Source organism: Spiroplasma endosymbiont of Nomada ruficornis, from assembly GCF_964030795.1.
Taxonomy (GTDB): Bacteria; Bacillota_I; Bacilli_A; order Mycoplasmatales; family VBWQ01; genus Spiroplasma_E; species Spiroplasma_E ixodetis_A.
The window spans coordinates 484,516-511,324 of sequence record NZ_OZ034962.1; the positions used below are offsets into that span (position 1 = coordinate 484,516).

Below are 26,809 nucleotides of genomic sequence, written 5' to 3' on the forward strand. Positions count from 1 at the left end.
TTTATCATTCCTTAAAAAATGCTTTTTTATAACGTTTGGTTTTTGATTTAGTTTTTCTATGTGATATATGTATAATTTCTTTTTGTAATTTTTTCTTTCCTTTTTTTACAACTTGATTATATGCAAATTTTTCTAAATGTCTTAACAATCCAGTACCAAATACAGTATTAACTGATAATTTTAAACCCACCCTTTTAAATGATTTATTGACATTATCAATAGGATTATTAATAACATTAACTACTTTATGATAAGTTCTAATTGTCCTTAATATTTGCCTATAAATTTTAAAACTATCTTTAATCATTTGTTGTACAACTGGTAGAGCAAAAGCAATACTTTTTAATCATTTATTTTGACTAACTCCATATCCAATATATCAACCGCTATATCATCTATATCAATGAAATGGATGTATTTGAATAACAAAAGTTTCTGCTTTGATAATACTATCAATAACTACAATTGGTTTATATTTAGGATTACGATGATAAATAGTAATTCCACATTTATCTAATGATAAAGGTTGAATTTTACAAGCCATAAATACTGGTGAATTTAATGGAATTAATTGTGCATGTTTAATTGCTTTCTTTTCAGCACTTGTAAATACATCAATTGTTTTTTCTTTTAATTTATTAATTTTTTCAAATGCTTGTTTTTCTAATTTTTCGAATTTCTCTTGTAATTTATAAATATTTATTCTTATTTTTTCAAAATATGAAGTATCTTTTCAAAATTTATTTAAACCTTTTTTAAAATAAAATTTAATATCAAAATATTTAAAAGTTTGATTTGCTTTTAATACTAATTTATGAATTGAACTATTTTTAAAATTAAATTTAATTGCATTAGCACGAATTTTTTGTAAATCTAAAATTAAAGATTTTCCATATCTATTTTCTGCATGTATTGTATGAACTAAATTTAATCAGTCATGTTGGTTCATTTTTAATACTTCTTTTAAATCAGTATTATATTTTTGTAAAAAATTGTTTGCTTTATCAATATCTTTAATTTTAAATTTAGGAGTTAACTGTGTACTTAACTTTATTAATTCATTTTGTAATAATAAATAATTTTTTAATTCTTGTACTTCTAATTTTGCAAAATTATTTTTATATTGTCTTTCAGCAACAAAACCTAAATTTTGTATTATTGTTTCGCGATTTGGAGCATGGTTATAATTAAATAAATAACGTTTATTTCCAATAATTTTATCTGTTAAAATTTCTTTTCCACTTACTTGACTAATGATTTCTTGTAAATTTTTTGCTTTTTTAATGCCAATTTGTTCTAATGTTTTAGTTTTTTCTGCTAAACTAATAAATTTAGTTGTACGATAACCACGACTAATTCTATTAAGTCCAGCAAATGCAGGTAATATATTAAAAAAAGTATTTAATGGTGTAACATTTCCTTTTAAATAATCATAAACTTGATTAATAGTAAAATCAGTTAAAAACTCTACACCAACAGCACTAATACTAGCAAGTAAATCACTTGCACCTAAACCAAGTGCTAAACTTTCACTTAATCCACCAGTAAAAGGAGCAAGTGCTACTGCTATTACTTGTACACCAATCATTTCTAAAATTTCTCATCATCAACTTTTATGTTCTTGTTGTTGACTTGTTCTAGTATGTTTTGGTTTATTTATGTTTAAAAGTATTGCTGTACTAGTTGTACCAATTGGCATAATAATTATCCTTATTTAAGAGTTATTTTTATAGGATTTGTTGAACCTTGATAATTTTTATCAGTGTCATTAGTAGTGATTACTACATATAAATCTCCTGCTTTTTGGTTTTGATTACTTACATCAACTTGACCTTGGGCATCACTAAAATAATTAATAATTGGAGTTGTTAAATTTGGATTTAAATTATTTAGTTCAGTTGTATTTTTAATTGTTGTATCTAATAATTTATTCTTTTTAGTAGTATCAGCAGTAATATTAGTTGTTAATGTTGTAATTTCTTCACTTAAATATTTTTTATTAACAATACCACATAACATTCATCTTGATTCTGTTTCTGAGTTTGACATATAAGGAATAGATTCTCCTGTTACTTGTCCACCAACTAAATATCTTTTTGGAACTTTACCATCTTTAATATCTTCAACATATATACTAGTTTGTTGTAACATATATCTTTTCATTGCTTTTGGTGTTGCTAAAACAAAATTCATAATTTGATTTTTATTTTCAGTATTTTTAAATGTCATATAATCATCCATAACAATTTGACATAATACACCTTTAATATATAAATTTGTTCCATTTAATCTTAATTGTTGTGCTAGTTGATTATCAGTAATTAAACCTTTATTATCTGCTAAATAAACTAAAGTATCATAAAGACTATTTGTTATAAAAAATTTACAATTATTACTATTTCTTAATTGAAATAAAGTATTTCATGCTGATAACATTGATTTTAAATATCCTACTGGTGTTGTATCAGTAATGATTACTTTTTTGGCAGATTTAGCAATTGTATTTGTATCATTATTTGCTAAATAATCTGCTAAATCATTAGCAACTTCATATTGCATACTTTCTAGTAAATTTTGCCCATTATCTGCAAATAAATCAACTTCACCAATCATTTCTCCTGTACTAGCTTCTTTTGTAATTTCTTTAATAATTTTATCAGTATCAACATAACCAACTTCTAATCCTTTACTTTTATCATTTCAATGAAGTATTTTGAATGTTGGGTCTTTTGGTTTTTTAACTATAAATTCAATTTTTGTAGAATTAACCATTTCAATTGGAAAAAAACTTGCTCATGGACTATTTGATTGTTTATAAAATTCTATAAATTCAGGTGTTTCTACTAATTTTGTAGTATTATCTAAATTTTGTTTAAATGGCACTGGATTTGGCATTTTAAATTTTCCTTTCTTTTATAAATTATTTTTCTTTTTATAATCTAATAAACTACTTTTTATTGAAGTTTCTTGATTTGTTAATATTGTTTCTTGTTTACCACCTGTATTAATTGGTTCTTTAAATAGTGGTTGTTCTTTAATCATTTTTTTAATAGTTTCTTCAATTTTTGAATTTTCTATATTACTTTTTTTAAATTTTAAAAATTCATAAAATTCTTTTTTAACTTGATATTTTTTAAATATATTAATTATTTCTTTTTCTTTAATTTCTTGATTAAGTTTATTTAACTTATTTTCTAATTCAACAATCTTAATTTCTTGCTCTTGTTGTAAATTATTATTTTCAATTAAAGGTTCAGTATTTTGTTCAACATTAGTTTCATTTTCTAACATTTAAATCACACCTTTATTATTTATTTTCTTTTCCATTAATTTTTTCATTAAGTTTTGCTAATTTTTTTTGATGTTTCATCACTTTATTATTTCTTCTAATATGTTTTGGAGTTGTAATAAATCTTTTAAATCAAACAATTAATTCTCTACAAATTAATGTTCCTACACTTGTTCCAATAATAATTAATTCATGTAAAAATTCTTTCATTTTCAATTATTTCCTTTCAATTATTTATTTTTAATTATTCGTCAAATTGACCATTATTAATTCTTTCAATCATTGATTTTGAATTACTTATAATAGTTACCAATAAAGATATTTCTTTATTTAATTGTTCCATTCTTTCTTTATATGTCTGAATTTCATTGTTATAATATTCAATCAATTTTTCTTTATTCATTAGTTATCATCTCCTTTATAAACTATCATATGTAGTTGGTCTTTCATATAAAACATCACTACTTCCACTATTATTACTAATAGCATCACTATTAATTAATCTTCTTGTTTCATTTGTAAATGATGTTTCTTGCATTTCTTGATTATAATTTGTAGTTTCCATAGGTAATAAATTATGTATAATTTCACTTGCACCAGCAACTATTGTTGGTACTGCATAAGCATTATTAAAATCATTATTTATACCCATAGCTACACCACTTGAAATTAGACATCCACTAGTTGCCATATTACATATTTTTCTTATTACTTCAAATCTATTAGGTATTAGTTCACTTAACCCACCAATTAGATTTGATATACCATAAGTACTTAAACTAATATATGTATCTCAATCCATTTGTTGTTTATTATCATTAGTTAATAATAATGGTCATGGTGGTGTTTCTGTGGTAGTAGTTGTTAATCAAGGTGGTGGTTCAGGATTAGGATTGATTTTTGTAAATTTTGCATAATTAATTAAACCAATAGTTCCTAAACCTAATAATATTTTTTTTACTTGAATTTAATATTTTCTTTTTAGTACTTGGCATTTGATTTAAGTTTCATATATCAATTCCTAACTTTTTACTAAATAATAAAGCATTAATACTTCCTAATACTGGATTACCAATAATTTGACCATAATAAGCACTTGTACCAATCATTGCTGATAATGGACTTATTCCAATTCTTATTATTTTTAATAAAGTATAGTTATTTGATTGTACATTCGTGTCATTTGGCATTTTCATTTACTCCTTCATTTTTTGGTTTAATAAACACTTCAACTCAACCTGTATAGTGAACGTTATCACCAACTAAAATAGCAGTATTTGCATGTGGTTGAGAAACAACTAAATATTCAGCAATAACATTAGGATATTTTCATAAAATAATTGTTTTTATATCATTACTATCTGTTAAATCTTTGGGATTTGGTGAAAATATTTCTATTTTATCTTGACCAAATAAATCTGTTAATTTAGTCATTATCAAATTCACCTTTTTCTATTTTTTCAATTAATAAATTTAAAATATTTTTGTCCAAATCAGAGTTTGTATAATTAATTTTTTTAGTTCATTTAATTATATCTTTCATATATTTAAGTAATTTTTCTTTATTCATTATTTATTCTCCTTATTTAAATAATATCAACCAATTAATAAACTATCTGCTTCATCATGATTTGATATTTTTATATTTCAATTATTTTCTTTAATAATTTCTTCAGCAACATATATACTTAGTTCTTTATCTCAAGGTCTTAATCAAAAAATAGGTGGGTCATAACGTTCATATCATTTCTTTCATTCACTTGGACTTATTAACATATCTTTTGTTAATAATTTATTAAATTGTCCTGCAATAAAACCACGTAAATGTTCTTGATTTTCATAACCAATACCATTTTTTGAATTAAAAGTACCACGTTCAATAATTAAATCCAATTCATTATCATTAACTTTTATATCTCAATAAAATTTTCTTTGTCCATCATATTCTTTTAAATTATAACTTTTAACAAATATTGGTTTTCAATTTCAAAAATCATATTTATCATGTAAATAAACTTTTTTTCATAAAGTAAATCCAGTATTTTTAATACTTGGGTCAATTGAAAGTAAATAATTAGTCATTATCAAATCACCGGTCTTTAATTCTGGTTTTAATTGGTTTATAAACTTCTTCATAATATCCGTTTAAGCGATATGTGTTTTTAAGATATTGCATAAATCTTTCTTTATTAATACAATTTTTATGTCTTGATTTATTAATTTCATCAACTTTATTTCTATGTTCTTTATCACCTTGATAACAATGTTCACATACATTTTCTCAGCAGTTTTTTTCGCAAGTAAATAAATCATGTTTTTTATCACATACACAACAATCTTCACAACATACTTCTTTATTCATTATTTATTCTCCTTTCTATTATTTCTTTCTTGCTTTATTAAGAAATTTATTGAAATAATTTGATTATCACCATCACCTAATTTTTTTAAAAGATATTCATATCTTTTCTTAAAATCTTCACTATCAATATCTCTATCTTGGTAAATTATTTTTTTCAATTTTTTTATTTTATACAAGGTTTTTGGAGAATATATTTCTCCATGCATGCAAAGAAAACATTTCATTATTTATTCTCCTTATTTTCAATTTGATTAGCAATTTCACTTAATATTTTTAATACTTTATATTCATTTTTTAATTCTTTAATAATAAATATTAAAAATATTATTAGTGTTATACTTGTTATTAATATTGGTGCTATTAATAAAATTTCTCATCATATCATTTTTTACTCTTTTCATTTTTTAAATCATTTAACATTAATTGAACAAAATACACGATTTTTAGGAATGTTTAAAGTATTAAAAATTTGACCAGTGACAATAATTTCATCGTTTTTGTTTAATAAAATACATCGGTTATAAAATTTTGGATTATTAAAAATTAAAGTAACATAGTTTAAACCATTTCATTGACCACGAACACTATAATATAATTCTTTATTACCTTTTTCGTAATATTTTGCTTCAATAGTGTTACTTAGTTTTACTGTTAATTTGACATAATTGGCTTTATCTTTCATTTTTATAATTCCTTAAATAGTATTGAATGTGTTTATATGCATCTTGTTCATGTTTTTTTAATTTTATATTTCCTTTATAATTTGTTATTTTATTTTTATTTTTTGGTTGGTTTTCTAGATAATCTCAGTTGAAAACATCTTGTACTAATACCATTAATGAACCAATAATTTTAGGAGTTGCTAATGGATTAGTTAATAATTGTTTTGAACTTAAAAAGAAATTTTCTACAATAACTAATATTTTGTTTTCAAAAAATTGTTCTTTGATTATTGATAATATTCTTTTATAACGATTTTTACTTTCAAAAACATGTGTTGTGTTGAATGTTTCTGTATAAATAATCCTATTTGTTTCATTTGAATATATAACAATTCCATTATTACCAATACCAGCGGGGTCAATCCCAATAATTAAGTCATATTGCATTATTAATCAAATTCACCATTTTTAATTTTTTGATTTAATTGAGATATAAGATTTAATCTTCCATTAAAACAACTTTTTCAAAGTTTAGTTACTTTTTCATCGTCTCTCATTTCTTTATTTCATTCTCATTCATCTTTAAGATATTCAAGTATTTTTTCTTTATTCATATTTATACCTCCTACTTAACCTAATATTTAAAATACAGTCATAACAAATTGCTTTACTATTTTTATCTCTTAAAAAATATTTTCTTGTTTTTATATCATTAGTATTAAAGAATAAATAATCTAATTTATTTTGTTTACATGTTCAACAAAAATACTTTTTCATTATGAGTTGAAATTTCCTTATAAGAAGTAACTATATAATTAATTGGTAAATCATCATGTTTATATGGATTATTTATTTTAAAACCTTTTCTGTTTTCTTCTCACGTAATGTTATATTTAAAACAAGGATTAGTAATTTTAGTTTTGTTATCTGTTATTTCACCCATAAATCAACTATTATGCTGTTCATAAAATGTTAATTGTTCAAGTTTTATATCATTAAGATAATATTCTTTTGGAGCAGTTGGTTTATTAACAGTTATTTTTTGGTCTTTAATATATGGTTCTAATAACTTTATTAATTCATTACCACTTAATTCTTTTTTAATATTTTCTAAATTAAAAACTCAATATGTGCAACTGTTATCAACAATAAAAGAATTATTTTTAATCATTCATTTTGGAAGAGATAATTTATATTCAACATAATCAATAAGAATAGATTGTGGTTTATCTTTAACAATTTGTTCTTTTTTAAATTCTATTTGCATAATAATCCTTTCCTAATATGTTCTGTTGCTTCTAGCATAAAGAACATATATTTTTATTCTTAGATTATTAATAATACTACTATTTGTTTTATTCATTCCAGCAATTCTGGGCTCAAAAATAAATTGTGAAATTTTAAAAAACATTGAGGCATTCGATTCAATATTTATTTAATTTGCGTTTAGCAAATTAATATTTTAATTGAACCGGTCCCGCTCAATTTTTTTTACAAGTTTGAAATTTATTTTCTCGCCCAAAAATTTTTCAAAAAAAAATAAAAAATAAAACCAACACTTGCTCACTTGGTAGTGGCAAGGTTGGTTAAATAAAGAATAATAGTTGGTCCCCACTCCGGGTCTATATATACTAGTTTCCAATTCGCTCCCACCCCAAGAATTACCATTTCTGGTTAGTATATTTTATTAGGTATCACTCCACTTTTTATTTATCCATGCAAGTCCACATGCTAGCTACTATTTTTAACAACTATGTTGTAGTTCACTTTTTTATTTCCCTAACACGTGTTGATAATAGTGCTAAAGACGGTTATTAAAAATTTTAAAATTTTACAATTACAAAAAAAGACAAGAATTTTATTCTCGTCTTTTGTCATTTATTTTTTAATTTAATAGTTTAAAAAAGAAAGGAGTTATTTTTAAAAATTTTTATTTATCGACATCTTCGGTACGCTCCCAAATAATAAAATTAAAAAGGACTAAAAGTCCTTTTTAATTTTATTATTTTTAATTATTAGATTTAATATCTTATGCTTGTCAACGTAATTTTGAACTTGCAACTATTGTGTAAATACCAATCAATCCAAGCCGCAACTCCTAGATATATTCCATAAGTTGTTGTAAAAGTAAAACTTGTTCCACTTCAAACTTGAATAAATGGATCCATAGCGTATTTAAATGGATTAAAGTAAGTTGCGTATTTTAAAACGGGACTACTATTAATTAACTCAGCTGGGAAAAATACCCCACTTAAAAGTTCAACCGGAAAATAAATTACATTTGATGCTGCAACTAAAGCAGTTACTGATTTGAAAATTGAGGCCAATAACATTCCTAAACCCATTGATGAAAAGAAAATTAAGATAATAAATGGGATAGATTCTCCAATAAAATTTGCTGTTACTATATTATTTCACCCATAAGTACCACCAAACATAATTCCAACTCATAATAAAGATCATAAGAATGTCGCTATCATAAAGAAAAATCCAATTATCATAACTGAAAGAACAAAGAAAATTGGTTTAATATTTGTTGCTCCAATTCGCTTCATTAAAACACTATTTTTAAATTCAACAATTGTTTGTGGAATAATGAAAATTCCTACTGCCATTGGTTGTAACATTGAAATTGAACCAACTAAAGTATGTAAACTTTTTACAGTATCACCTTCCATTTGTTTAAAAGCAAAACCTTCTAAGAACAACATTAGAATTGGAAATAAAACTAAAAAGAAGGGTACAAAAAATCCTCGATAATAATATTTAAACATTAAGTTTATTAATGGTCGACTTTTTTCGGGCATTTTGGCTTTATGAATTCATTTATTTTTTTTCTTATTTTTTTTGATTTCAGCATTTTCTTTTTTTATTTCTTCATATTGTTTTTTTAAATCAGCTTTTTTATTTTTATCAAACATTTTTCATGTAAAGTTATGAACTGAACCATATTTTTTCACAATATCTTTAACATTTCCTGCTTCTTTTATAATTCCATTATGAATGTAAATATACTTTTCACAAAATTCTTCAACTTCGCTCATATTATGAGCAACTAAGATCATTGTCTTATTTTTGTCAATAATATTTTTTCTAAAAAATTCAAAAATTTCTGAACGAACTTCAATATCTAATCCTGTGGAAACTTCATCTAAAATAACTAGATCAGGATCATGAATAACAGCAAGTAAAATATTTAAACGTTGTTGTTGTCCACCCGAAAGTGTTTGAATAAACTTATTTTCAATTCCAAGTAATTGGTATGTCTTCAGTAACTCTAATAGTTCATCTTCTTTCATTGAAATATTAAAAGTATGTAAATAATATTTAATCATATCCATAACAGATATTCCGGCCGGATATCTAGATTCTTGAAATTGTAAACCATTTACTAGATGTTCTTGACGAATTATTTCACCAGATGTTGGTTTACTAATACCACCAATAATTTCACTTAAAGTTGATTTACCACTACCATTTGCACCAATGATTCCAATTCGATCGCCAGGATTAATAGTTAAATTAACTTTATCTAATGCTATTTTATTTTTATATTCCTTTGTTAGATTTAAAATTTCTACTAGTGGCCGAGATTTATCTATTTTTTTCTTATTTTGTTCATTATTTTCCATATATAATACCTCCTGCATTAGATTGTACTATAATTAAGTGTTAAAAAGCAATTATTGAAATTTGTAACAATAAAATAAACAGTATTAATTCTAAATATTTTGGAAAAATATTTTTTAATTTTTGTTTTTCATGTATATATAATATAGATTTGAAAATAGTGATTATGTAGTATAGCAATTTAACATATGCTTTAAATCAACATTTATGAATTCAAATCCCATTTAATTATAAAACCATATACTATTAATGATTACTTTTGTTGTTTTATAAATAAAAGTTATTATATTGTATAATTAATTATATTTGAGAAATTAGATAGAAACTCAGGAGGAACCATTTTGGAAAATTCAGTAAGTGAAGAAGTAATTGAAGAAACGTATTCAAAAATTAAAGATAAAATTAGTAAGACAAGTTTGATAAAAGCAGATAAACTTTCTTCATTTTCTGGTAATAATATATTTTTAAAGTTAGAAAATTTACAAAAAACAGGTAGTTTTAAAATTAGAGGAACTTTAAATAAAATTCTTAATTTATCAAAGGAACAGCAAGCAAAGGGTTTAATTGCTGCTAGTGCTGGTAATCATGCACAAGGAGTCGCTTTAGCAGCTTCAAGTTTAAATTTAGTATCCAAGATAGTTATGCCTTTAACAGCACCACTAGCCAAAATTGCTGCTACTAAAGAATTTGGTGGTGCTAAATGTACTGTTAAACTTTGTGGTAATATGTTTGATGATGCAATGTCTGAAGCATTAAGACTTGAAAAAGAAGAAGGGTTAACGTTAGTTCATCCATATGATGATAATTTTGTTATTGCTGGTCAAGGTACAATTGGTTTAGAAATATATGAGCAAATGAATGCAATGGGTAAAGAAATTGATTATTGTTTAGTTCCAATTGGAGGAGGAGGATTTTTAAGTGGTATTTCAATTTATTTAAAAAGTAAAAATCCAAATATTAAATTTATTGGGATTGAGGCACAAAATGTTGATTCTTATAATCAAGCTTTAAAACAAGGAAAACCATTTAAAATTCAAGGTAAAAGTTCAATTGCTGATGGAATTACTGTTAAACAAACAGGAGAATTAACATTTAATATTTTAAAGAAAAATGTTGATAAAGTTGTTACTGTTAGCGAAGAAGAAATTGCGCAAGCAATGTTATTTTTATTAGAAAAATGTAAAATTGTAACTGAAGGTAGTGGCGCTGTTAGTGTTGCTGCTATTCTTTCTGGTAAATTAGATAAAATCATTGGTAAAGATAAAAATGTTGTTTGTGTCATTAGTGGTGGTAATGTTGATATTACTACATTAGGAACAATTATTAATAGCGCCTTAATTAGTTCACATCGACGAGTTCCTTTTTCAGTTAACGGTAAAATTAATAATAGTACTATTAGCGAAATTATTAATATTATTACTAAAAATGGTGCCTCTATTTATAAAATTCACAGTACATTTGATCGTAATAAATTAGATATTAGTAATTTTAGTATTTTTATAGTTATGGATACATCAGATGAATTTCAAAAAAATAAAATTTTTGCTGAGATTAGAGCATCAAGTTCTAACCTTACATTATTAGCTAAATAGTTTTTAAATTTGGTATTTTATTAAAACAAAAATTTAGTTTAAAAATATCAATTATATTTTAAAAAGAGACACTATTAATAGTGTCTCTTTTTAAAATAAATTATAGTTATTTTGCTTTTGCTAATTTAGTCATAATTTTAGATTTTTGACGAGCAGCTTTATTAATGTGATAAATGTCTTTAACAACAGCTTTATCAATTAAACTACATACTTCATTAACAAGTACTGCAGCATTTTCTGCTTTGTTTTTTATTGATATTTCAGCTTTTTTTAAAGCAGTTTTAACTTTAGATTTATAACTTTTATTAATTTCATTTCTTTTTTGGTTTGTTTTAATTCTTTTAATTTGTGATGCAATGTTAGCCATTTTTTCTCCTTTTTTGTTTTGAACATGTTTTATAGATTAATTACAACAAAAATAATTATAACAAAAATCATAAATGTTGTATAATATTTTTTATTTTTTCAGTATAATTAATGTGTTAGCTTTTTGTTAATAGTATATTTTAATTTTTTTACACTTTTAATGTAAATTATTTGTTTAAAAACTTTAATGATAAATGTAGGTGTGGTAAATAAATGAGTTACTATTTTCGTAAACCTTATCAATTTTCTTACCATAGTATTGGTAGGATTAGAACAAGATTAAAATTGCAAGACTTAAATGATATCCAATTACGTGAATATTGTTTAAAATTGATTAATGAGTCTTATGATATTGAAGAGACAAAAAGTTTTAAATATATTAGAGTAAATAAAACACATCTTTATTTTGTAATTAAAAAAGATGTTAATTTAATTTTAACAATTTCACCGATGAGTCCAACTAAACTATTAGCAGTAATCGAGGAAAATTTATAAATCAAAAAAGAGGAATAAAAAATGGGAAATTTATCTAGTCAATGATGAATGTTAGCGCTTATAGGAGTAGTTTTAATAATTTTTATTTTTACAACCATTTCAGCAAAAAAGAAGAAAAAAGAAGAGAAAAAACAACGTCAAAAAGAAGTAAAAAATATTATTAAATCCTTTATGCGTGATGAATTAAAATTGCAACATAAAACAGTAGAATTTGAACAAGTAGTTTCACGTAGTAGTAAAGAATATCGCTATCGTGATGTTTTTGATGTAATTGTAAAATTATATGATTCTAAGAAAAATGATTTATTTGCAACTAAAGCATTTGAGGTAGAAGGGTTTACTAAACAATTATCAAAGAAAGAATTGGAAACAATTTGAAAAGTAAATTGTGAATTAGATTTAGAAGAAACACTTAAGAAAATTGAAATGTCAAAAAAACGTAGTGGTAAAATTAAAATAAAAAGAAAGACAGCAGAAGAAAAAGCAGCAATTAAAAAAGAAAATGAAGGCGTTAAACTTGCAATTGAAGAAGAACGTTTACAAAATAAAGAAAATAAAAAACGTGCTAAAAATTTAGAAAAACCTAAAATTGCAATTCATGATAAATTTTCTGGATGAAAAGATAAATAAATCTTTATTTTAAAGTAGGCAATTGGGTGATATGTAATGAAAATTTATAAAGATGATTATAAGCATTTCCGTATTTGTCGAAAACTTTCATGATTTTTAAATGCAAAAAATTATGCTTTAGCTAAGCATTTAATTGAAGAGAAAAAGATAATAAATTTTGTTGAATTAACGCATACTAAAACAAGTAGTAAATTTAAATCTAATTTAATTACTATTTCTGATTTAGACGATGATACATTTGAAAATAATTATAATGAAGAAGATGATTCTGAATTTTATATTGGTGAAACAATTGCAGATGGTATTGAAACTGGGCACTATGCTCAAGAATATTTTAAAGTAAAATATTCTTGTTTTAATTTTGAGTCTGAACTGGGTAGTAATGTTATAGAAATTATTAATAATAAAGAGTATGATGTTTTATTTGAACCAAGATTTGAATATCAGGGTTGTGTTACTAAGTGTGATATTTTAAAGCGAAATAATGATGGTTGGGATTTAATTGAAGTAAAAGCAGTAACTTGAGTTAAAGAAGAACATATGTGAGATTTACTTTATCAGTATGATATTTTAACCAAATGTGGAATTAAAGTAGTTAATACTTATATTATGTATTTAAATAATAATTATGTTAAGAAGGAAAAAATAGATTTAAATGAATTATTTATTGTTAATGGATCAACTTGGCAAAAAAGTCCAAATACTAAAAAAAGTTTTAGTCTTTTTGAATCAATTCAAGATGAAATTTTAAATAATAATTTGAAATTACAATATGAAAATATTAAGAATATTATTAAAATTAGTGATATTGACGAAATAGTTAAATTATTAACTTTACCTTATTGTCATGAAAATAGTAATCAATTTTGTCCTCATATTTTTAAATATTTTTCTATTCATAATACTATTTTTGAATTATATCGTTTAAGAAAAACTAAGAAAGCATTGTGATATTATGAAGAAGATTTCTTAGAAATTAATGATGAAAGATTATTACCATTTTTAACAAAGTCTAATTTACATTTAAGACAATATGATGTAATTAAAAATGGTGAAAAATTAATTGATGGCAATAAATTTGTTGATTTAAAAATTGAATACAAAAAGTACCAATATCCAATTTATATGTATGATTTTGAGACTATGAAATCTGCAATACCTAAGTTTAAAAATAGTAAACCATATCAACAAATTCCTTTTCAATATTCTGTCCATGTGTTATTAGCACCAGATTTTGATTTTAAAACTTATAAATCAATTAAACATTATGAATTTTTAGCAGATGGCAATGATGATCCAAGAGAAATGTTAACAAAAAAATTATGTTATGATTTAATTAATATTCATGGTAAGGGTACGTATGTTGCTTATAATCAATCATTTGAGAAATCTGTTCTTAAAAAATTAGCTTATTATTACCCTCAATATAAAAATAAATTATCATTAATTCATGATGGTACTATTGATTTACAAGATTTTTTTAAAGAATTTAAAATTTATAAAGAACAGTTTTATGGTTCTCTTTCAATTAAAAAAACTTTACCAGCATTTGAACCTTCCTTTTCTTATGAAGGATTAGTTATTAAAAAAGGAGATATGGCATCAGAAGTTTTTCGTAGAAGAGTTGAAAATAACATTAGTTTAACTAATTGAATTCATAATTTTCGTGAAAATATGTTAAAATATTGTGCTCAAGATACTTTAGGTATGGTAGTATTATTCTGAAATGTAAAAAATATTATTGAAATGTACAAAGCAAAAATTGAGGGCGAAAATTATGAAAAAATTTAAAATTTTATTTATGGGTTCTTCTTTTTTTTCTGAAAATATTTTAAAAACATTGTTATTAACAATGAAAAATGAAATTGAAATAGTTGGTGTTGTTTGTCAGCCAGATCGTAAAATTGGTCGTAAACAAGAAGTTGTTCCTTTAGCAATTAAACAATTGGCACAAGAATATCAAATTCCTGTTTTCCAACCCGAAAATATTATTGAAAGTTTAAAAGATTTACAATTATTAAATATTGATGTTATTCTTACTTGTGCTTATGGTCAATTTTTACCAAAAGCAATTTTAAATTTACCAAAATATAAATGTTTAAATATTCATGCTTCATTATTACCATCATTGCGTGGTGGTGCCCCTATTCAATGAGCAATTATTAATGGATTACAAACTACTGGTATTACATTAATGAAAATGGTAAGTAAAATGGATGCAGGAGCAATTTATGTTCAAGAACAAGTTTCAATTGGTATTGAGGATACATATACTTCTTTAGTTAATAAGTTGATAACTTTAGCACAAAATATGTTAATAAAATATTTATTAAAAATCATTAATAATGAAATTGAAGAACAAGAACAAGATGAAAATAAAGTAACTTTTGGTTTAAATATTAAAAGAAGTGATGAAAAAATTAATTGAAATCTTTCAGCACAATTAATTTCATGTCATGTTCGTGGATTGTATAATACACCAATTGCTTATACTACGTTGAATGATAATATATACAAAATTCATCAAGTAGCAGTAACTAATGAATTATCAAATGCTCTGCCAGGAACAATTGTTGCAATAAATAAATTAGGTATTATTGTTGCCACTAAAACTAATAACATAGTAATTAAAGTTATTCAACCAGCAGGTAAAAAAGAAATTATAGCAGCTTGTTACTATGGTTCTAAAATTAATCCAATTGCAATTGCTTTTATCTTTAAATAGCTGAATTATACTTGCACTTACAAGTATAATTCAGCAATTTAGCTTTAAAAACTAGTTATTTATGTATATATCTTTTCATATATTGTTAAGTGATAGTTTAATATATTTATAACATTATCTGCAACTTTCGATTTAATTTTATTTAAACTTTGATATACTAAAACATAGTAAATAGTTTATAAGCAAAAGATAGGTGAATAAATAATATTATGAGTATCGATAAAAAATACATTAGAAATTTTTCAATTATTGCCCATATTGATCATGGTAAATCAACTTTGGCTGATCGTATTTTAGAATTAACTAATGCTGTTTCAAAAAGGGAAATGAAAAATCAATTGTTAGATTCACTAGATTTAGAACGTGAACGTGGCATTACAATTAAACTAAATAGTGTACAACTTAAATATCAATCATTAGATGGTCATACTTATTTGCTTCACTTAATTGATACTCCAGGTCATGTTGACTTTACTTATGAAGTATCGCGTAGTTTAGCAGCATGTGAAGGTGCCATTTTAGTAGTTGATGCTGCTCAGGGTATTGAAGCACAAACTTTAGCAAATGTATATTTAGCATTAGATAATGATTTAGAAATTATTCCTGTTATTAATAAAATAGATTTACCAAGTGCTGAACCAGAAAAAGTTAAGGAAGAAATTGAAAAAGTATTGGGTTTACCTGCTGATTATGCGCCTTTAATTTCTGCAAAAACAGGTATTAATATTCGCGATGTTTTAGAAGCAGTTATTAAATATATTCCTTATCCAATTGATGCTGATGATAATGAACCATTGCGTGCTTTAATTTTTGATTCATTATATGATAAATATCGTGGAGTGATGGCATTTATTAGAATTAAAACTGGTGTAATTAAAGTTGGCGATAAAGTAAGAATGATGTCAACTGGTGCCGAATATGAAATTACTGAATTAGGAGTACGCACACCAAAAGAAGAAAAGAGAGAAATGTTAACAGCTGGTGAAGTTGGTTGAATTAGTGGTGCAATTAAAATAATTAGTGATATTCATGTTGGTGATACGATTACTAGTGTTATTAATCCTGCTGATGCACCATTACCGGGTTATAAAACTTTAAAATCAATGGTTTATTGTGGTTTATATCCAATTGATACTAATAAATATCAAGAATTAAAGGATGCATTATATAAAATTCAATTATCGGATGCCTCATTAATTTTTACTGCTGAAACATCACAAGCATTAGGTTTTGGTTTTCGTTGTGGTTTTTTAGGGTTATTACATATGGATGTTATTCAAGAACGTTTAGAGCGTGAATATAATTTAGTTTTAATTTCAACAGCTCCTTCTGTAATTTATGAAGTAAATTTAACTAATGGTGAAAAGTTAATAATTGATAATCCAGCAAAATGACCAACTGTGCAGACAATGAAAAGTGTAGAAGAACCATTTGTGCAAGTAACAATAATGACACCAGAACAATATGTTGGTGCATTGATGCAATTATGTCAGGATAAACGCGGAACTTATTTAGATTTAAAATATGCTGATAATTTACGAAGAACTCTTATTTATAATATGCCACTGAATGAAATTGTCATTGATTTTTTTGATAAATTAAAATCAATATCAAAAGGTTATGCTTCATTAGATTATGAATTAATTGGTTATCAGGAAAGTAAATTAGTGAAAATGGATATTTTATTAGCAGGTAATATTGTTGATGCATTATCTGTTATTGTTCATAAGGATTTTGCTTATGATCGTGGGCGTGTTTTATGTGAAAAATTAAAAAAATTAATTCCAAAACAAAATTTTGAAGTTGCTATTCAGGCTGCTATTAATAATAAAATTATTGCTCGTCAAACTGTGCAAGCAGTTAGAAAAGATGTTATTGCTAAATGTTATGGTGGTGATATTACAAGAAAAAGAAAACTTTTAGAAAAACAAAAAGAAGGAAAGAAAAAAATGAAATCGATTGGTAATGTTGAATTACCACCAGAAGCATTTCGTGCTGTTTTAAAAATAGATGAAGAAAATTAATAAAAAAGTTATAAATATTTGCTTTGTTTTTTTCTAAATTGGATTATTTTCACAAAGCATATTTTGAAATAAAAATGAGATTTCTCACAATTTTATGTTAAATATATAGTATTTTTTTAATTCTGCAATTATTTCCATTTTAATTTTTATGTATTTTTTTTGCATTTCAATATTAATTAAATTCTCTTGACTTTTTAAATGATTATTTTCTAAATTATTTTTTATTATTGCTTGACACTCAATTTCTCTAGAGTAATTTTTAATCATATTTTTTATGTTATTAATCATTTTATATTCCCCATTTCAAAGTTTTATAAATAATTTATTTATATTTTTTATTATATCATTTTATTTATAAAAATTATAAATAAAATGATATAATTTTCTATAATAAATCTAGTATTCATAGAAAAATAAATTAAAAGCAAGTTTAAATAAAATGATATAATAAAAAAACAATTCCCTAAGAAATTGATAAAATTTTAATTTATAATAAGTATATTAATAATAATAATAATAATTACTTAAATGGGGAGTAGGGGGTTATGTGAAAATTTTATTAAAAATAATTGATTGTTTGAACCCAATTTCTATTTTTAAAAGTATTAAAAAGTATATAGAAAATAGAGCTAAGATTGAAGCAAAATTAATTGATAAAGAAAAACAAAGACAACATGAAAAAGATTTACAAGATTCTAGATTTAAACATGAATCACTTTAAAATGAAAAAGACAGAAAATTACAAAAAGAATTAGCTGAAGAAAAAACTAAAAGATTAGGGTTAATATTAGAAAATAAATTAACTATAAATAGACAAAATTATTATTTAAAACATGATAATAATCCTAAATTAGAATTGGAACTTAAAAGAAAACGAATTAAAGGTAAAAAAATAAAGTAATATTGTATTTACAAAAATATGAGGTTAAAATTGATATAATCACTCTATTGAAGGTGATTTTAAGGAGTTTTGATAATGGATTTAAATATCAATAAAAATTTAAAAACAAAAGTTTTAAATAATTTTTTAAATTTATTAGCAATTAATTTAGCAGATACTTATTTAGAAACCTTAAAAAAATATAAATCAAAAGATGTAGATGAATTAGTATTAAATTTTTTAGATCAAATAGTTTATTTAGTCGATGAAGAAATTGATATAACAAACGTTAAAAATAGTTCAAAAATATCAAAAATGAATACTAAACAAAAAGAAAAATTTAATAATGCTTTAAGAAAAGATAATAAATATCGAAAAATGTGTTCAATTCTTAATTTTATATATCGAGTAATAAAAGAAGAAGAAACACAAGAGCAAGTATTCAATAATATATATCATTTTTATGAAAAATCTGATGCTGAAACTTTAGAAATATTTTCTAATGATTATAAAGAAAAAGAAAGATTTGATTTTTTTAAAGAAATAAAATTAAAGTTAAAAAATAGTAATAGTTTTTTATATAAATCAAATTTACAAGCAAATATATAAGTTTAATATATTTATAAAGTATCTTTAAAAACATCTCTAATATTGTATTAGAGATGTTTTATGAATAAACAAAATTATAAAAAATTAAAATGATTTATAATTTTACTATTAAATTTTCAATAAGTATTACAATTTTTTTAAAAAAGAACTAACTTAAAATTAGTTATTTTAAATTAGATTATTTATTTTTATATATTCCATCAGTAGTTGTTGCATAAATAGTAAAATTATTAGAATTATAAATCAATTCATTAATTGAATTAAATTTATTTTCATAGAATAAAGTGAAGTTTTTTTCTTGATAACTTTTTCATATATTACCATCTTTATCACCAACTAAAACCCCTGTTCCAAAAGTTATTACTGTTGTATTTATTGTTTCTAAAGTTTGCTTATATGGTAAAAAATTAGCAATAGTAACACGTTTATAATAAACTTTTTTACTGTTGTTAGTAACAAAGATTGTTTCTTTATTATCAACAGCAATACTTGTAATACCACCATCTTTTAGTTGCTCAACTAAATTAAAAGGATTACCCCCCAATACTTTTAAAAATCATTCCTTCTGTATTACCAGCATAAATTAAGCCATTTTTAGTTGTTTTTAAAACTGTAATGCTACCTGTTGCCCCATCTATTTTTTCTAATTCAGTTGTTGGACTTGAATTAGTATATACCCCTTGATTTGTTCCTATATAAATATTATTTTCTTTGTCAAAAGTCATTGCTAATAATTGATATGAACTTAAAGTATATTTGTCAGCAAGTTGATCATTTTTAAGAATATAAACTTTTAATTCATTATTTTTTTCATTATAAGTTCCAACATAAATTGTGCCATTAGGTGTTGTAATTAGTGATTTTATTTTATAATCATAATTAAGTAAATTTATTTCTTCAAAAGATTGACCATTGTCACTTTTATAAACAATACCTTCACTATTAACGGCATAAGTTTGTTCCCCCTTAAAAGTTAAACTATTAATTTCACCAGTAGTGCCTGTCATTTTGTTAAAGCTAATTTTAGAAACATTGTTTTTATTTAAAAAAGTAGTATTTTGATTGCTATTAATTATTTTATTATTTGATAATATCATCCCTAAACTTGTAACAGTGGTAATTAATAATAACAATTGTTTAAATTTCATTTTTATTCCCTACTTTTTTTTAAAATTAAATTAAGATTTAGCAAAAATACATTATTTTTTGTATTTGTTTTTTGGTAAATCTTAATTTAAGTTTATATTTGCAAAAAATAATATACAATAAAAAATCTAAAAAAATGTGAATTACAATTACACTTTATCAAAATTATATATGTAATATGTATTGTTTGCCTTTATTTATATTGTGATTCTTAGTTAGTTATGGTACTCTATTATGGTATTCTATATTAAAAGATGGTCTTGTAAGTGAGGTGTTTGTTATGTTAAATTTAGATTTTGTTGGACCTCACGGCATTACTGATACTTATGGTGGATGGTTTCATGTTTATGCATTTGCTATTATGTCGGGTATTTTTGCTTCAATTATTGCTTCTTGAGTAAAATTTAAACGTTATCGTGTTCCTACTGATTCTTTAGCATGATCAATAATATTTATTATTCCTGCTTCATTATTTGGTGCTAGTTTTCTTGGCAAGGATGATCCTAATAAGTCAATTAGTTTTTTTGAAAAATTTGCATTTTGAAAACCAGGGATGTCTATTCATGGTGGTGTTTTATTTGGAATTATTGCTGGTGCAATTATTTTTTACTTTGTTGGTCGTAAGTATAAAATATCATTATGAATATATGGTGATTTAATTATTCCTAATATTTTATTAGGACAGGTATTAGGACGTTGAGGTAATTTCTTTAATCATGAATTACTTGGTAACGTTGTAAGTTATGATTCATTATCATGATTACCTGCTTTTATTCGTGATAATTGTTTTAAATTAAATGGTGGACCAAGTGGCACTCCAGAAACTATTAATGGTGAAATTGTTTATCGTGCACCAATATTTCTTTATGAATCAATTGCTAATTTAGGATTATGATTAGTGATTACACTTGTTGTTCCAAATCTTGGTAAATGATTTGGTAAAAAGCCATGAAAAGTAGAGCCAGATAAGTTTCAATTTGATTTTAAAAATAATTTTAAATACTGAGGAAAAATAACTTTTAATCCAAAATATTGAAATAAAGTAAATCGTGACCCAAAACATTTGACTTGAACTAAAATGTGAAATGAAGTTTACTATTATAATCAAGTATCAAAAAATGTAGTAAATAAAGCATTAGCAGAAGTCAAACCTTCTGGTAAGAAAATTAATGATTATATAAATAAAAGCAAAAAACTTTATGAAATAAATAATCCACATCATTATCGAATGATGCATGCAGGTGTTCAAATGGGACTTTACTTTTTTGGATGAAATTTAATTAGATTTATTTTAGAGTTACAGCGCCCACCAGAAGATTTATTTTTAATTAATCGTCCAATTCTTGATTATACAGTTTTATTATTGATTACTTTCTTTGGCCTGTTTCTAGCAATATTTGCACAATTTTTTGCAGCAAAATATTTACGTAGCGAAGGATGAACATATGAAAAAGAATATTAATAATATTCTTTTTTATTATTAAAATAGTTATTATAACAGAAAATAAACTATTAAATAGATAATATTAATTAGATTTGGTGTTTTTGTTATAATATTTATATACTAATGTATGAGGTGAAATTAGTGTTAGCAGTAGTAAGTGATGATAGTAGTACTAATACCATTAAGTTTTTAGGTTTTGAGATTCCAATTACTACTTTTTTATATTCAATGGGTGGGTTAGCACTTTTGATTTTTCTGTTATTATTATCAATTTTATTAATAATGTATTTACGCAAAAGGATTTCTATTAAAGGATACTTAAGTTTAGAAGAAAAAGATTATCAATTTGAAGATAAAATTTTGGAAATTGAACATGAAATTGCCAAATTACAAAGAAAATTTTATTCCAGTAAACATATTTCTAAAAAGACAAAAAAATATTTTAACTAATTAAATGTAGGTGATGTATATGTCTAAAATAAAATTTAAATTATTTGATAAATTTTTTTCACAAAAAAATAGGTTATCAGATAAAGAAGGTTATCAAAAATCAACTAATAATAACACTTATTTTAGCAATGTTGTACCACCAATTAATAAAAATAAAGAAAATATTCATAATTCTGATTTTAATGAAAATGATTATAATGAAAAAAAATATGATGGTAAAAATATACAAGTTACTAGTTCTTATATAATACCTTTACAAGAAAAAAAGACAGTGCCGATCAATGAAAACTTTACTAAAGAAAAAGATATGTATTATGATCAACCACAAACATTTAATACTATGGAAATAGTTAGTTATAAAAATAGTTTTAAAATTCCAAAACCAATTAGCAGAGAAATTAAATCAGAGAAGCTAAAACAATTAATTTTATTATTTATTGGTGTTATGACATTAATTATTGCTTCAACTTTTATTGGTTTATATTTTGGTATGATTAACATAAAAATTATTCCTCATCCTGTAATTACTATTCCATTAGCAATTATTGCTCTTACTATTATTTTAATTAATATTATTGAATTTGTGACATTAAGAAGAGAAGTGGATTTATATATTGAAAGAACATTAAAAGGGTCATTATTACCTCCTAATTTTATAATTAGAAATTATCGTAAAATTCATGCTAACTTGATAATTATTAATTGAATAAGTATTAGTAGTTATATTGTTCTTGGTATTATTATTGGCATTATGTTTTTGATTAGTGGTCAGAAATTAACTTTTATTATTCAAAAATGAACAGTTAATGTTCCTGATATTATTAAAGATGCAATAACTTTAACAATTATTTTAGGTGTTATTTTCTTTATTCATATGATTAATATTGTTATTTTTAAATTTCGTAAACGTAATATTATAAGTTATTATGGCTATGAAATTATTAATCCACAAGAGTTAAATCAATACAAAAAAAAGATAAATAGAATATGTATGATTATTACTATTGGTTTTACTGCTTTAATATTTTTTGCAATTGTTATTCCAATATTTGTATTAAAAAGAAGAAAGAAAAAGTAAAAAAATATTGAATATTATCTATATATAATTAGAGTGTGTCATTAAATAAAATATTTTATGTAATAAAGATTATTTTTAAATGCTGAATTATACTTGTAAGTGCAAGTATAATTCAGCAATTAAAAATAAAAAATATAAAATTGATAATGATAATGGTAGTATTGTTGTTGCTGGTGTCAAGAAATTTGAATTAAAATTAGGAAATTATGGTGGTAGTTTTGAAATTCCTACTTTATTGCAAATTCCTAGTTTTTCTCAAAATGGTAATAGCAATATTCTAGTGAGTGGTAATAATACTGTTAATGGTAATCAATCAGGATCATTATCAGAAAGTGGTGATGTTATACTGATGGTAGTTCATCATTTAGTAATTATTCACGATCATTATCAGAAAGTGGTGGTACTACTGATAGTGAACATGATAATGATGATAAAGAAACTTTATCAATATTTACTAGTTCAGAAACTTGTAATAATGGTATGTTAGATCAGACAATGTTAGAAACTAAAAATAATGTAGGTTCTTCTTTATAAATAAATTAAAAAGAATGAGTTTTAATTAATTTTAATTAAACTCATTCTTTTAACTTTTTTTCTTTTTAATATTTTATAAAATATAGTCTATAAAATATTTTTATGAATAGTATTTTTTACATTAGATTTATTATCAATTATTACCCATTCATCTTCTTTGTTTATTTCTGATTTAGCATCATTTAGCATATCATATTGTTCTTCAACATTTATTTCTGATTTAGCATCATTTAGCATATCATATTGTTCTTCAACATTTATTTCTGATTTAGCATCATTTAGCATATCATATTGTTCTTCAACATTTATTTCTGATTTAGCATCATTTAGCATATCATATTGTTCTTCAACATTTTTTCTATTGTTATTATCTAAAATTATTTGATTAATTTTAGTTGCATCATCTAATATCATATTATATTCATATTTACTTATATTACTTGATTGATTTGTTAGATTATTTGAGTTTAATGTAGTTTTCTTTTCATCATTTTTTTGTATTACTTTTATATTTAATTCTTGTTTTTTATTTTTGTAAAAATTTCATGAATAGTAACCAATTCCACCAGCAAGACATACTAGTCCCACTGTAAGAGGATTATTTGGAAGTATTGATTGTAATAAATTAGAAAGTATTTCAGAATTAATTTCGCTCTCATTTGTGTTTAAAAATTTCATTTTTATGTTCCTTTCAAATCAAAATAAAAACCTATTTATTTACAAAAATAAATAGGATAAAAACTTATATTAAATTTTTACTAAATAAATATAGCATAATTTATATATTAATTGTTAATAAGTTATTTAAAATTTTTATAAAAAAGCATATATCCAAAAAAATATTGACTTTCGCGTTAAAGTTATATATATTACAAAATAGTATTTGAATAAAGCTAATAAATTATATATAGAGGAAGATATAAGATGCCATCAAAATTAGTAATCATGGAATCTCCAGTTAAAAGTAAAGCAGTACAATCATATTTAGGTAATGATTATTTAGTGTTATCTTCGGATGGACACATTCGTAATTTAGCAATTAAAGGTCAATATGGTTTGGGAATTGATTTAGAAACTTTTGAACCAATTTACAAAATTGATCGCAAAAAAATGCCAAAGGTAAAAGAATTAAAAAGTAAATTAAAAAGTATTACTCATGTTTATCTAGCAACCGATCATGATCGTGAAGGAGAAGCAATTGCTTATCATTTAGATCAAGTATTAGCAACAAGTAATATATCATCACGAATAACTTTTAATGAAATTACTAAATATGCAATTTTAACAGCATTTAAATCTCCACATAGTATTGATTTACCATTAGTTCGTAGTCAAGAAGCAAGAAGAATGGTTGATCGTATCATTGGTTTTCGCTTAAGTAATCTATTACAAAAGAAGATCGGTTCACGTAGTGCAGGGAGAGTACAATCAGTAGCATTAAAATTAATAGCAACAAGAGAACGTGAAATTATTAATTTTATTAGTAAAGAATTTTGAACAATTAATAGTACTTATCAAAAAAAAATAATATTAAATTGTGAAAAATATAAAGAAGAACTGTTAGTTATTAATAATGAACAAGAAGCAGTTGCTATTAAAAATGCATTAAGTGATAGTTATCAAGTAATTTCTGTTACTGAACAAAATCGTAAGCGTAATTCATTAAATCCATTTACTACTAGTAGTTTATTACAAGCAGCATCAACACAATTAAATTTTAGTACTGCTAAAACAACGCTTATTGCTCAGCAATTGTATGAAGGAATTGATGTTAATGGAACACTTACTGGATTTATTAGTTATCCTCGTACTGATTCAATACGTTTAAATGATAAATTTATTGAAAATGCCAAAACATTAATTGTTAATGAATATGGTGAACAATATCTTGGACAGAAGAAAGAACAGACTAATAAAAAAAATGTGCAAGATGCTCATGAAGCAATCAGACCAACTGATTTAACAATGAATAATAAACGTGCTATTGATTTTTTAAATAAAGATCAATTAAAACTTTATAATTTAATTTATTTTCGTGCCCTTAGTTCATTAATGGCACCAGCACAATTAATTAGTACTACTGTTTTATTTAAAAATAATGATTATCAATTTCGTTTAACAGGACAACAAATCAAGTTTAAAGGATTTTTAATGCTTGATGTAGAAAGTCTTGAAAATGAAGAACTTTTAGTTTTACCAAAATTTAAAAAAAATCAAATTATTAAAGTTGAGTCAGTAAATTTACAGCAACACTTTACTAAACCAAAACCAAGATACACAGAAGCTAAATTAATTAAAACATTAGAAGAACTAGGAATTGGTCGACCATCGACTTATAATCCAATTATGAACACTATTAAAGAACGCGGTTATGTTATTATTGAAAATAAGTCTTTTAAAGCTACTGAGAAAGGTCTTTTAACTAATGATAAACTTCAAGAGTTTTTTTATGATATTATTAATGAGACATATACTTCACAAGTTGAAACTCAATTAGATCAAATTGCTCATGGTAATTTTGATATGCATCAAGTGGTAAAAGACTTTTGAGTTAAGTTTGAACCAAGGATTGATGATGCTTTTGATAAAATGACTGAGTTTAAAATTAAACCGGTTTTATTAGATCAAGATTGTCCACTTTGTGGTGCCCCACTTGTGCAAAGAACAGGAAGATATGGTAAATTTAACGGTTGTTCAGCATTTCCAAAATGTCGATATATTCAAAAACAATTAGAAAAAATTAAACCTTGTTTAGTATGTACAGATGGTTGAATGGTTGTTAAATCTTCAAAACAAAATCGAAAATTTTTAGGGTGTACTAATTATCCAAATTGTAAACATGTTGAAAAGTATCAAGAAGTAACTTCTGATAAAGAAGTAAAGTAGGTGAAAC

Annotated in this window: 37 protein-coding genes; 13 read left to right on the forward strand and 24 right to left on the reverse strand. The window is 23.7% G+C overall.

The genetic code is table 4. The features are described 5' to 3' along the window. Position 1: 1 nt before the first annotated feature. The 19 genes from AAHM79_RS02900 to AAHM79_RS02990 all read right to left on the reverse strand — a co-directional run bounded on the left by AAHM79_RS02900 (position 2) and on the right by AAHM79_RS02990 (position 9,945). Positions 2 to 1,699 (reverse strand): hypothetical protein, encoded by a 1,698-nt coding sequence (locus tag AAHM79_RS02900; protein ID WP_342257496.1) that lies wholly within the window; start codon positions 1,697 to 1,699, stop codon positions 2 to 4. An 11-nt stretch (positions 1,700 to 1,710) separates the two neighbouring features. Next, positions 1,711 to 2,895: a hypothetical protein gene (locus tag AAHM79_RS02905; protein WP_338958609.1), complete on the reverse strand. Its 1,185-nt coding sequence runs from the start codon at positions 2,893 to 2,895 to the stop codon at positions 1,711 to 1,713. An 18-nt stretch (positions 2,896 to 2,913) separates the two neighbouring features. Then, positions 2,914 to 3,291 (reverse strand): hypothetical protein, encoded by a 378-nt coding sequence (locus tag AAHM79_RS02910; protein ID WP_342257497.1) that lies wholly within the window; start codon positions 3,289 to 3,291, stop codon positions 2,914 to 2,916. A gap of 16 nt (positions 3,292 to 3,307) precedes the next feature. Next, entirely contained in the window at positions 3,308 to 3,499 is a 192-nt protein-coding gene (locus AAHM79_RS02915; protein ID WP_338957816.1) for a hypothetical protein, read from the reverse strand. Positions 3,500 to 3,533: 34 nt separating this feature from the next. Further along, positions 3,534 to 3,692: a hypothetical protein gene (locus AAHM79_RS02920; RefSeq protein ID WP_338957552.1), complete on the reverse strand. Its 159-nt coding sequence runs from the start codon at positions 3,690 to 3,692 to the stop codon at positions 3,534 to 3,536. 15 nt (positions 3,693 to 3,707) lie between these two features. Further along, entirely contained in the window at positions 3,708 to 4,091 is a 384-nt protein-coding gene (locus AAHM79_RS02925) for a hypothetical protein (RefSeq protein ID WP_342257220.1), read from the reverse strand. Between the two features lie 115 nt (positions 4,092 to 4,206). After that, on the reverse strand, positions 4,207 to 4,479 hold the full coding sequence (locus tag AAHM79_RS02930; protein ID WP_342257221.1) for a hypothetical protein: 273 nt from the start codon (positions 4,477 to 4,479) through the stop codon (positions 4,207 to 4,209). Further along, the gene (locus AAHM79_RS02935; protein ID WP_342257222.1) at positions 4,448 to 4,723 is read right to left on the reverse strand and encodes a hypothetical protein; all 276 of its coding nucleotides are present in this window, start codon (positions 4,721 to 4,723) and stop codon (positions 4,448 to 4,450) included. Before AAHM79_RS02935 ends, AAHM79_RS02930 begins: the two co-directional genes overlap by 32 nt. After that, entirely contained in the window at positions 4,716 to 4,859 is a 144-nt protein-coding gene (locus AAHM79_RS02940; RefSeq protein WP_338957559.1) for a hypothetical protein, read from the reverse strand. The genes AAHM79_RS02935 and AAHM79_RS02940 overlap by 8 nt, the downstream gene beginning before the upstream one ends. Further along, positions 4,859 to 5,425 (reverse strand): hypothetical protein, encoded by a 567-nt coding sequence (locus AAHM79_RS02945; RefSeq protein ID WP_342257223.1) that lies wholly within the window; start codon positions 5,423 to 5,425, stop codon positions 4,859 to 4,861. Before AAHM79_RS02945 ends, AAHM79_RS02940 begins: the two co-directional genes overlap by 1 nt. Beyond that, complete coding sequence (locus AAHM79_RS02950; protein ID WP_338957561.1) at positions 5,364 to 5,651, reverse strand: hypothetical protein; 288 nt, start codon at positions 5,649 to 5,651, stop codon at positions 5,364 to 5,366. The genes AAHM79_RS02945 and AAHM79_RS02950 overlap by 62 nt, the downstream gene beginning before the upstream one ends. Then, the gene (locus tag AAHM79_RS02955; RefSeq protein ID WP_342257224.1) at positions 5,651 to 5,857 is read right to left on the reverse strand and encodes a hypothetical protein; all 207 of its coding nucleotides are present in this window, start codon (positions 5,855 to 5,857) and stop codon (positions 5,651 to 5,653) included. The genes AAHM79_RS02950 and AAHM79_RS02955 overlap by 1 nt, the downstream gene beginning before the upstream one ends. Before the next feature lie 17 nt (positions 5,858 to 5,874). After that, positions 5,875 to 6,036, reverse strand: a complete 162-nt coding sequence (locus tag AAHM79_RS02960; protein WP_338957563.1) for a hypothetical protein — start codon at positions 6,034 to 6,036, stop codon at positions 5,875 to 5,877. A 3-nt stretch (positions 6,037 to 6,039) separates the two neighbouring features. Further along, entirely contained in the window at positions 6,040 to 6,333 is a 294-nt protein-coding gene (locus AAHM79_RS02965; protein ID WP_338957564.1) for a hypothetical protein, read from the reverse strand. Next, on the reverse strand, positions 6,323 to 6,760 hold the full coding sequence (locus AAHM79_RS02970; protein WP_342257225.1) for a hypothetical protein: 438 nt from the start codon (positions 6,758 to 6,760) through the stop codon (positions 6,323 to 6,325). The genes AAHM79_RS02965 and AAHM79_RS02970 overlap by 11 nt, the downstream gene beginning before the upstream one ends. A 2-nt stretch (positions 6,761 to 6,762) precedes the next feature. Then, positions 6,763 to 6,927 carry a hypothetical protein gene (locus AAHM79_RS02975; RefSeq protein WP_338957566.1) on the reverse strand — a complete coding sequence of 55 codons (165 nt, stop codon included), beginning with the start codon at positions 6,925 to 6,927 and terminating at the stop codon, positions 6,763 to 6,765. Positions 6,928 to 7,061: 134 nt separating this feature from the next. Beyond that, positions 7,062 to 7,580, reverse strand: a complete 519-nt coding sequence (locus tag AAHM79_RS02980; protein ID WP_342257226.1) for a hypothetical protein — start codon at positions 7,578 to 7,580, stop codon at positions 7,062 to 7,064. 12 nt (positions 7,581 to 7,592) lie between these two features. After that, entirely contained in the window at positions 7,593 to 7,724 is a 132-nt protein-coding gene (locus AAHM79_RS02985; protein ID WP_338958910.1) for a hypothetical protein, read from the reverse strand. 610 nt (positions 7,725 to 8,334) lie between these two features. Beyond that, positions 8,335 to 9,945, reverse strand: a complete 1,611-nt coding sequence (locus tag AAHM79_RS02990) for an ABC transporter ATP-binding protein/permease (protein ID WP_342258088.1) — start codon at positions 9,943 to 9,945, stop codon at positions 8,335 to 8,337. A 339-nt stretch (positions 9,946 to 10,284) separates the two neighbouring features. Between AAHM79_RS02990 and ilvA the strand changes: the two genes are divergently transcribed. Then, a complete protein-coding gene (gene ilvA / locus AAHM79_RS02995; protein WP_342258089.1) occupies positions 10,285 to 11,535 on the forward strand; it encodes a threonine ammonia-lyase in 1,251 nt (416 codons plus the stop codon). A gap of 106 nt (positions 11,536 to 11,641) precedes the next feature. Here the strand turns inward: ilvA and rpsT are convergent, their stop codons facing one another. Beyond that, entirely contained in the window at positions 11,642 to 11,902 is a 261-nt protein-coding gene (gene rpsT, locus AAHM79_RS03000; protein WP_338959088.1) for a 30S ribosomal protein S20, read from the reverse strand. A 212-nt stretch (positions 11,903 to 12,114) separates the two neighbouring features. Here rpsT and AAHM79_RS03005 point away from each other — a divergent pair, with 212 nt between their 5' ends. From AAHM79_RS03005 to lepA, 5 genes are all read left to right on the forward strand, one after another. After that, on the forward strand, positions 12,115 to 12,396 hold the full coding sequence (locus AAHM79_RS03005) for a hypothetical protein (RefSeq protein WP_342258090.1): 282 nt from the start codon (positions 12,115 to 12,117) through the stop codon (positions 12,394 to 12,396). Positions 12,397 to 12,417: 21 nt separating this feature from the next. Further along, positions 12,418 to 13,026, forward strand: a complete 609-nt coding sequence (locus AAHM79_RS03010) for a hypothetical protein (protein ID WP_342258091.1) — start codon at positions 12,418 to 12,420, stop codon at positions 13,024 to 13,026. Positions 13,027 to 13,062: 36 nt separating this feature from the next. Continuing rightward, positions 13,063 to 14,817, forward strand: a complete 1,755-nt coding sequence (locus AAHM79_RS03015) for a DUF2779 domain-containing protein (RefSeq protein WP_342258092.1) — start codon at positions 13,063 to 13,065, stop codon at positions 14,815 to 14,817. After that, on the forward strand, positions 14,804 to 15,751 hold the full coding sequence (gene fmt, locus AAHM79_RS03020; RefSeq protein ID WP_342258093.1) for a methionyl-tRNA formyltransferase: 948 nt from the start codon (positions 14,804 to 14,806) through the stop codon (positions 15,749 to 15,751). Before AAHM79_RS03015 ends, fmt begins: the two co-directional genes overlap by 14 nt. Before the next feature lie 215 nt (positions 15,752 to 15,966). After that, complete coding sequence (lepA, locus tag AAHM79_RS03025; RefSeq protein ID WP_425289552.1) at positions 15,967 to 17,775, forward strand: translation elongation factor 4; 1,809 nt, start codon at positions 15,967 to 15,969, stop codon at positions 17,773 to 17,775. Positions 17,776 to 17,808: 33 nt separating this feature from the next. Here the strand turns inward: lepA and AAHM79_RS03030 are convergent, their stop codons facing one another. After that, the gene (locus AAHM79_RS03030; protein WP_342258095.1) at positions 17,809 to 18,063 is read right to left on the reverse strand and encodes a hypothetical protein; all 255 of its coding nucleotides are present in this window, start codon (positions 18,061 to 18,063) and stop codon (positions 17,809 to 17,811) included. A 259-nt stretch (positions 18,064 to 18,322) separates the two neighbouring features. Here AAHM79_RS03030 and AAHM79_RS03035 point away from each other — a divergent pair, with 259 nt between their 5' ends. Together AAHM79_RS03035 and AAHM79_RS03040 are read left to right on the forward strand one after the other, a co-directional pair. Next, positions 18,323 to 18,496 carry a hypothetical protein gene (locus AAHM79_RS03035; protein WP_342258096.1) on the forward strand — a complete coding sequence of 58 codons (174 nt, stop codon included), beginning with the start codon at positions 18,323 to 18,325 and terminating at the stop codon, positions 18,494 to 18,496. Positions 18,497 to 18,751: 255 nt separating this feature from the next. Continuing rightward, positions 18,752 to 19,264 (forward strand): hypothetical protein, encoded by a 513-nt coding sequence (locus tag AAHM79_RS03040; RefSeq protein ID WP_342258097.1) that lies wholly within the window; start codon positions 18,752 to 18,754, stop codon positions 19,262 to 19,264. Between the two features lie 178 nt (positions 19,265 to 19,442). Here the strand turns inward: AAHM79_RS03040 and AAHM79_RS03045 are convergent, their stop codons facing one another. Further along, a complete protein-coding gene (locus AAHM79_RS03045; protein ID WP_342258098.1) occupies positions 19,443 to 19,808 on the reverse strand; it encodes a hypothetical protein in 366 nt (121 codons plus the stop codon). Next, positions 19,798 to 20,412 (reverse strand): hypothetical protein, encoded by a 615-nt coding sequence (locus AAHM79_RS03050; protein ID WP_342258099.1) that lies wholly within the window; start codon positions 20,410 to 20,412, stop codon positions 19,798 to 19,800. The genes AAHM79_RS03045 and AAHM79_RS03050 overlap by 11 nt, the downstream gene beginning before the upstream one ends. Positions 20,413 to 20,690: 278 nt before the next feature. Here AAHM79_RS03050 and AAHM79_RS03055 point away from each other — a divergent pair, with 278 nt between their 5' ends. The 4 genes from AAHM79_RS03055 to AAHM79_RS03070 all read left to right on the forward strand — a co-directional run bounded on the left by AAHM79_RS03055 (position 20,691) and on the right by AAHM79_RS03070 (position 23,869). After that, the gene (locus AAHM79_RS03055; RefSeq protein WP_342258100.1) at positions 20,691 to 21,872 is read left to right on the forward strand and encodes a prolipoprotein diacylglyceryl transferase; all 1,182 of its coding nucleotides are present in this window, start codon (positions 20,691 to 20,693) and stop codon (positions 21,870 to 21,872) included. A gap of 123 nt (positions 21,873 to 21,995) precedes the next feature. After that, entirely contained in the window at positions 21,996 to 22,304 is a 309-nt protein-coding gene (locus tag AAHM79_RS03060; RefSeq protein WP_174480536.1) for a hypothetical protein, read from the forward strand. A 19-nt stretch (positions 22,305 to 22,323) separates the two neighbouring features. Then, a complete protein-coding gene (locus AAHM79_RS03065; protein WP_338980692.1) occupies positions 22,324 to 23,382 on the forward strand; it encodes an MSC_0882 family membrane protein in 1,059 nt (352 codons plus the stop codon). Positions 23,383 to 23,461: 79 nt separating this feature from the next. Continuing rightward, on the forward strand, positions 23,462 to 23,869 hold the full coding sequence (locus AAHM79_RS03070) for a hypothetical protein (RefSeq protein WP_342258101.1): 408 nt from the start codon (positions 23,462 to 23,464) through the stop codon (positions 23,867 to 23,869). Between the two features lie 134 nt (positions 23,870 to 24,003). On the opposite strand, the gene AAHM79_RS03075 is transcribed toward AAHM79_RS03070, so the two are convergent. Next, positions 24,004 to 24,594, reverse strand: coding sequence for a hypothetical protein (locus AAHM79_RS03075; protein ID WP_342258102.1), 591 nt, complete (start codon positions 24,592 to 24,594; stop codon positions 24,004 to 24,006). Between the two features lie 246 nt (positions 24,595 to 24,840). Between AAHM79_RS03075 and topA the strand changes: the two genes are divergently transcribed. Further along, positions 24,841 to 26,802: a type I DNA topoisomerase gene (gene topA, locus AAHM79_RS03080; RefSeq protein ID WP_342258103.1), complete on the forward strand. Its 1,962-nt coding sequence runs from the start codon at positions 24,841 to 24,843 to the stop codon at positions 26,800 to 26,802. Positions 26,803 to 26,809 lie beyond the last annotated feature (7 nt).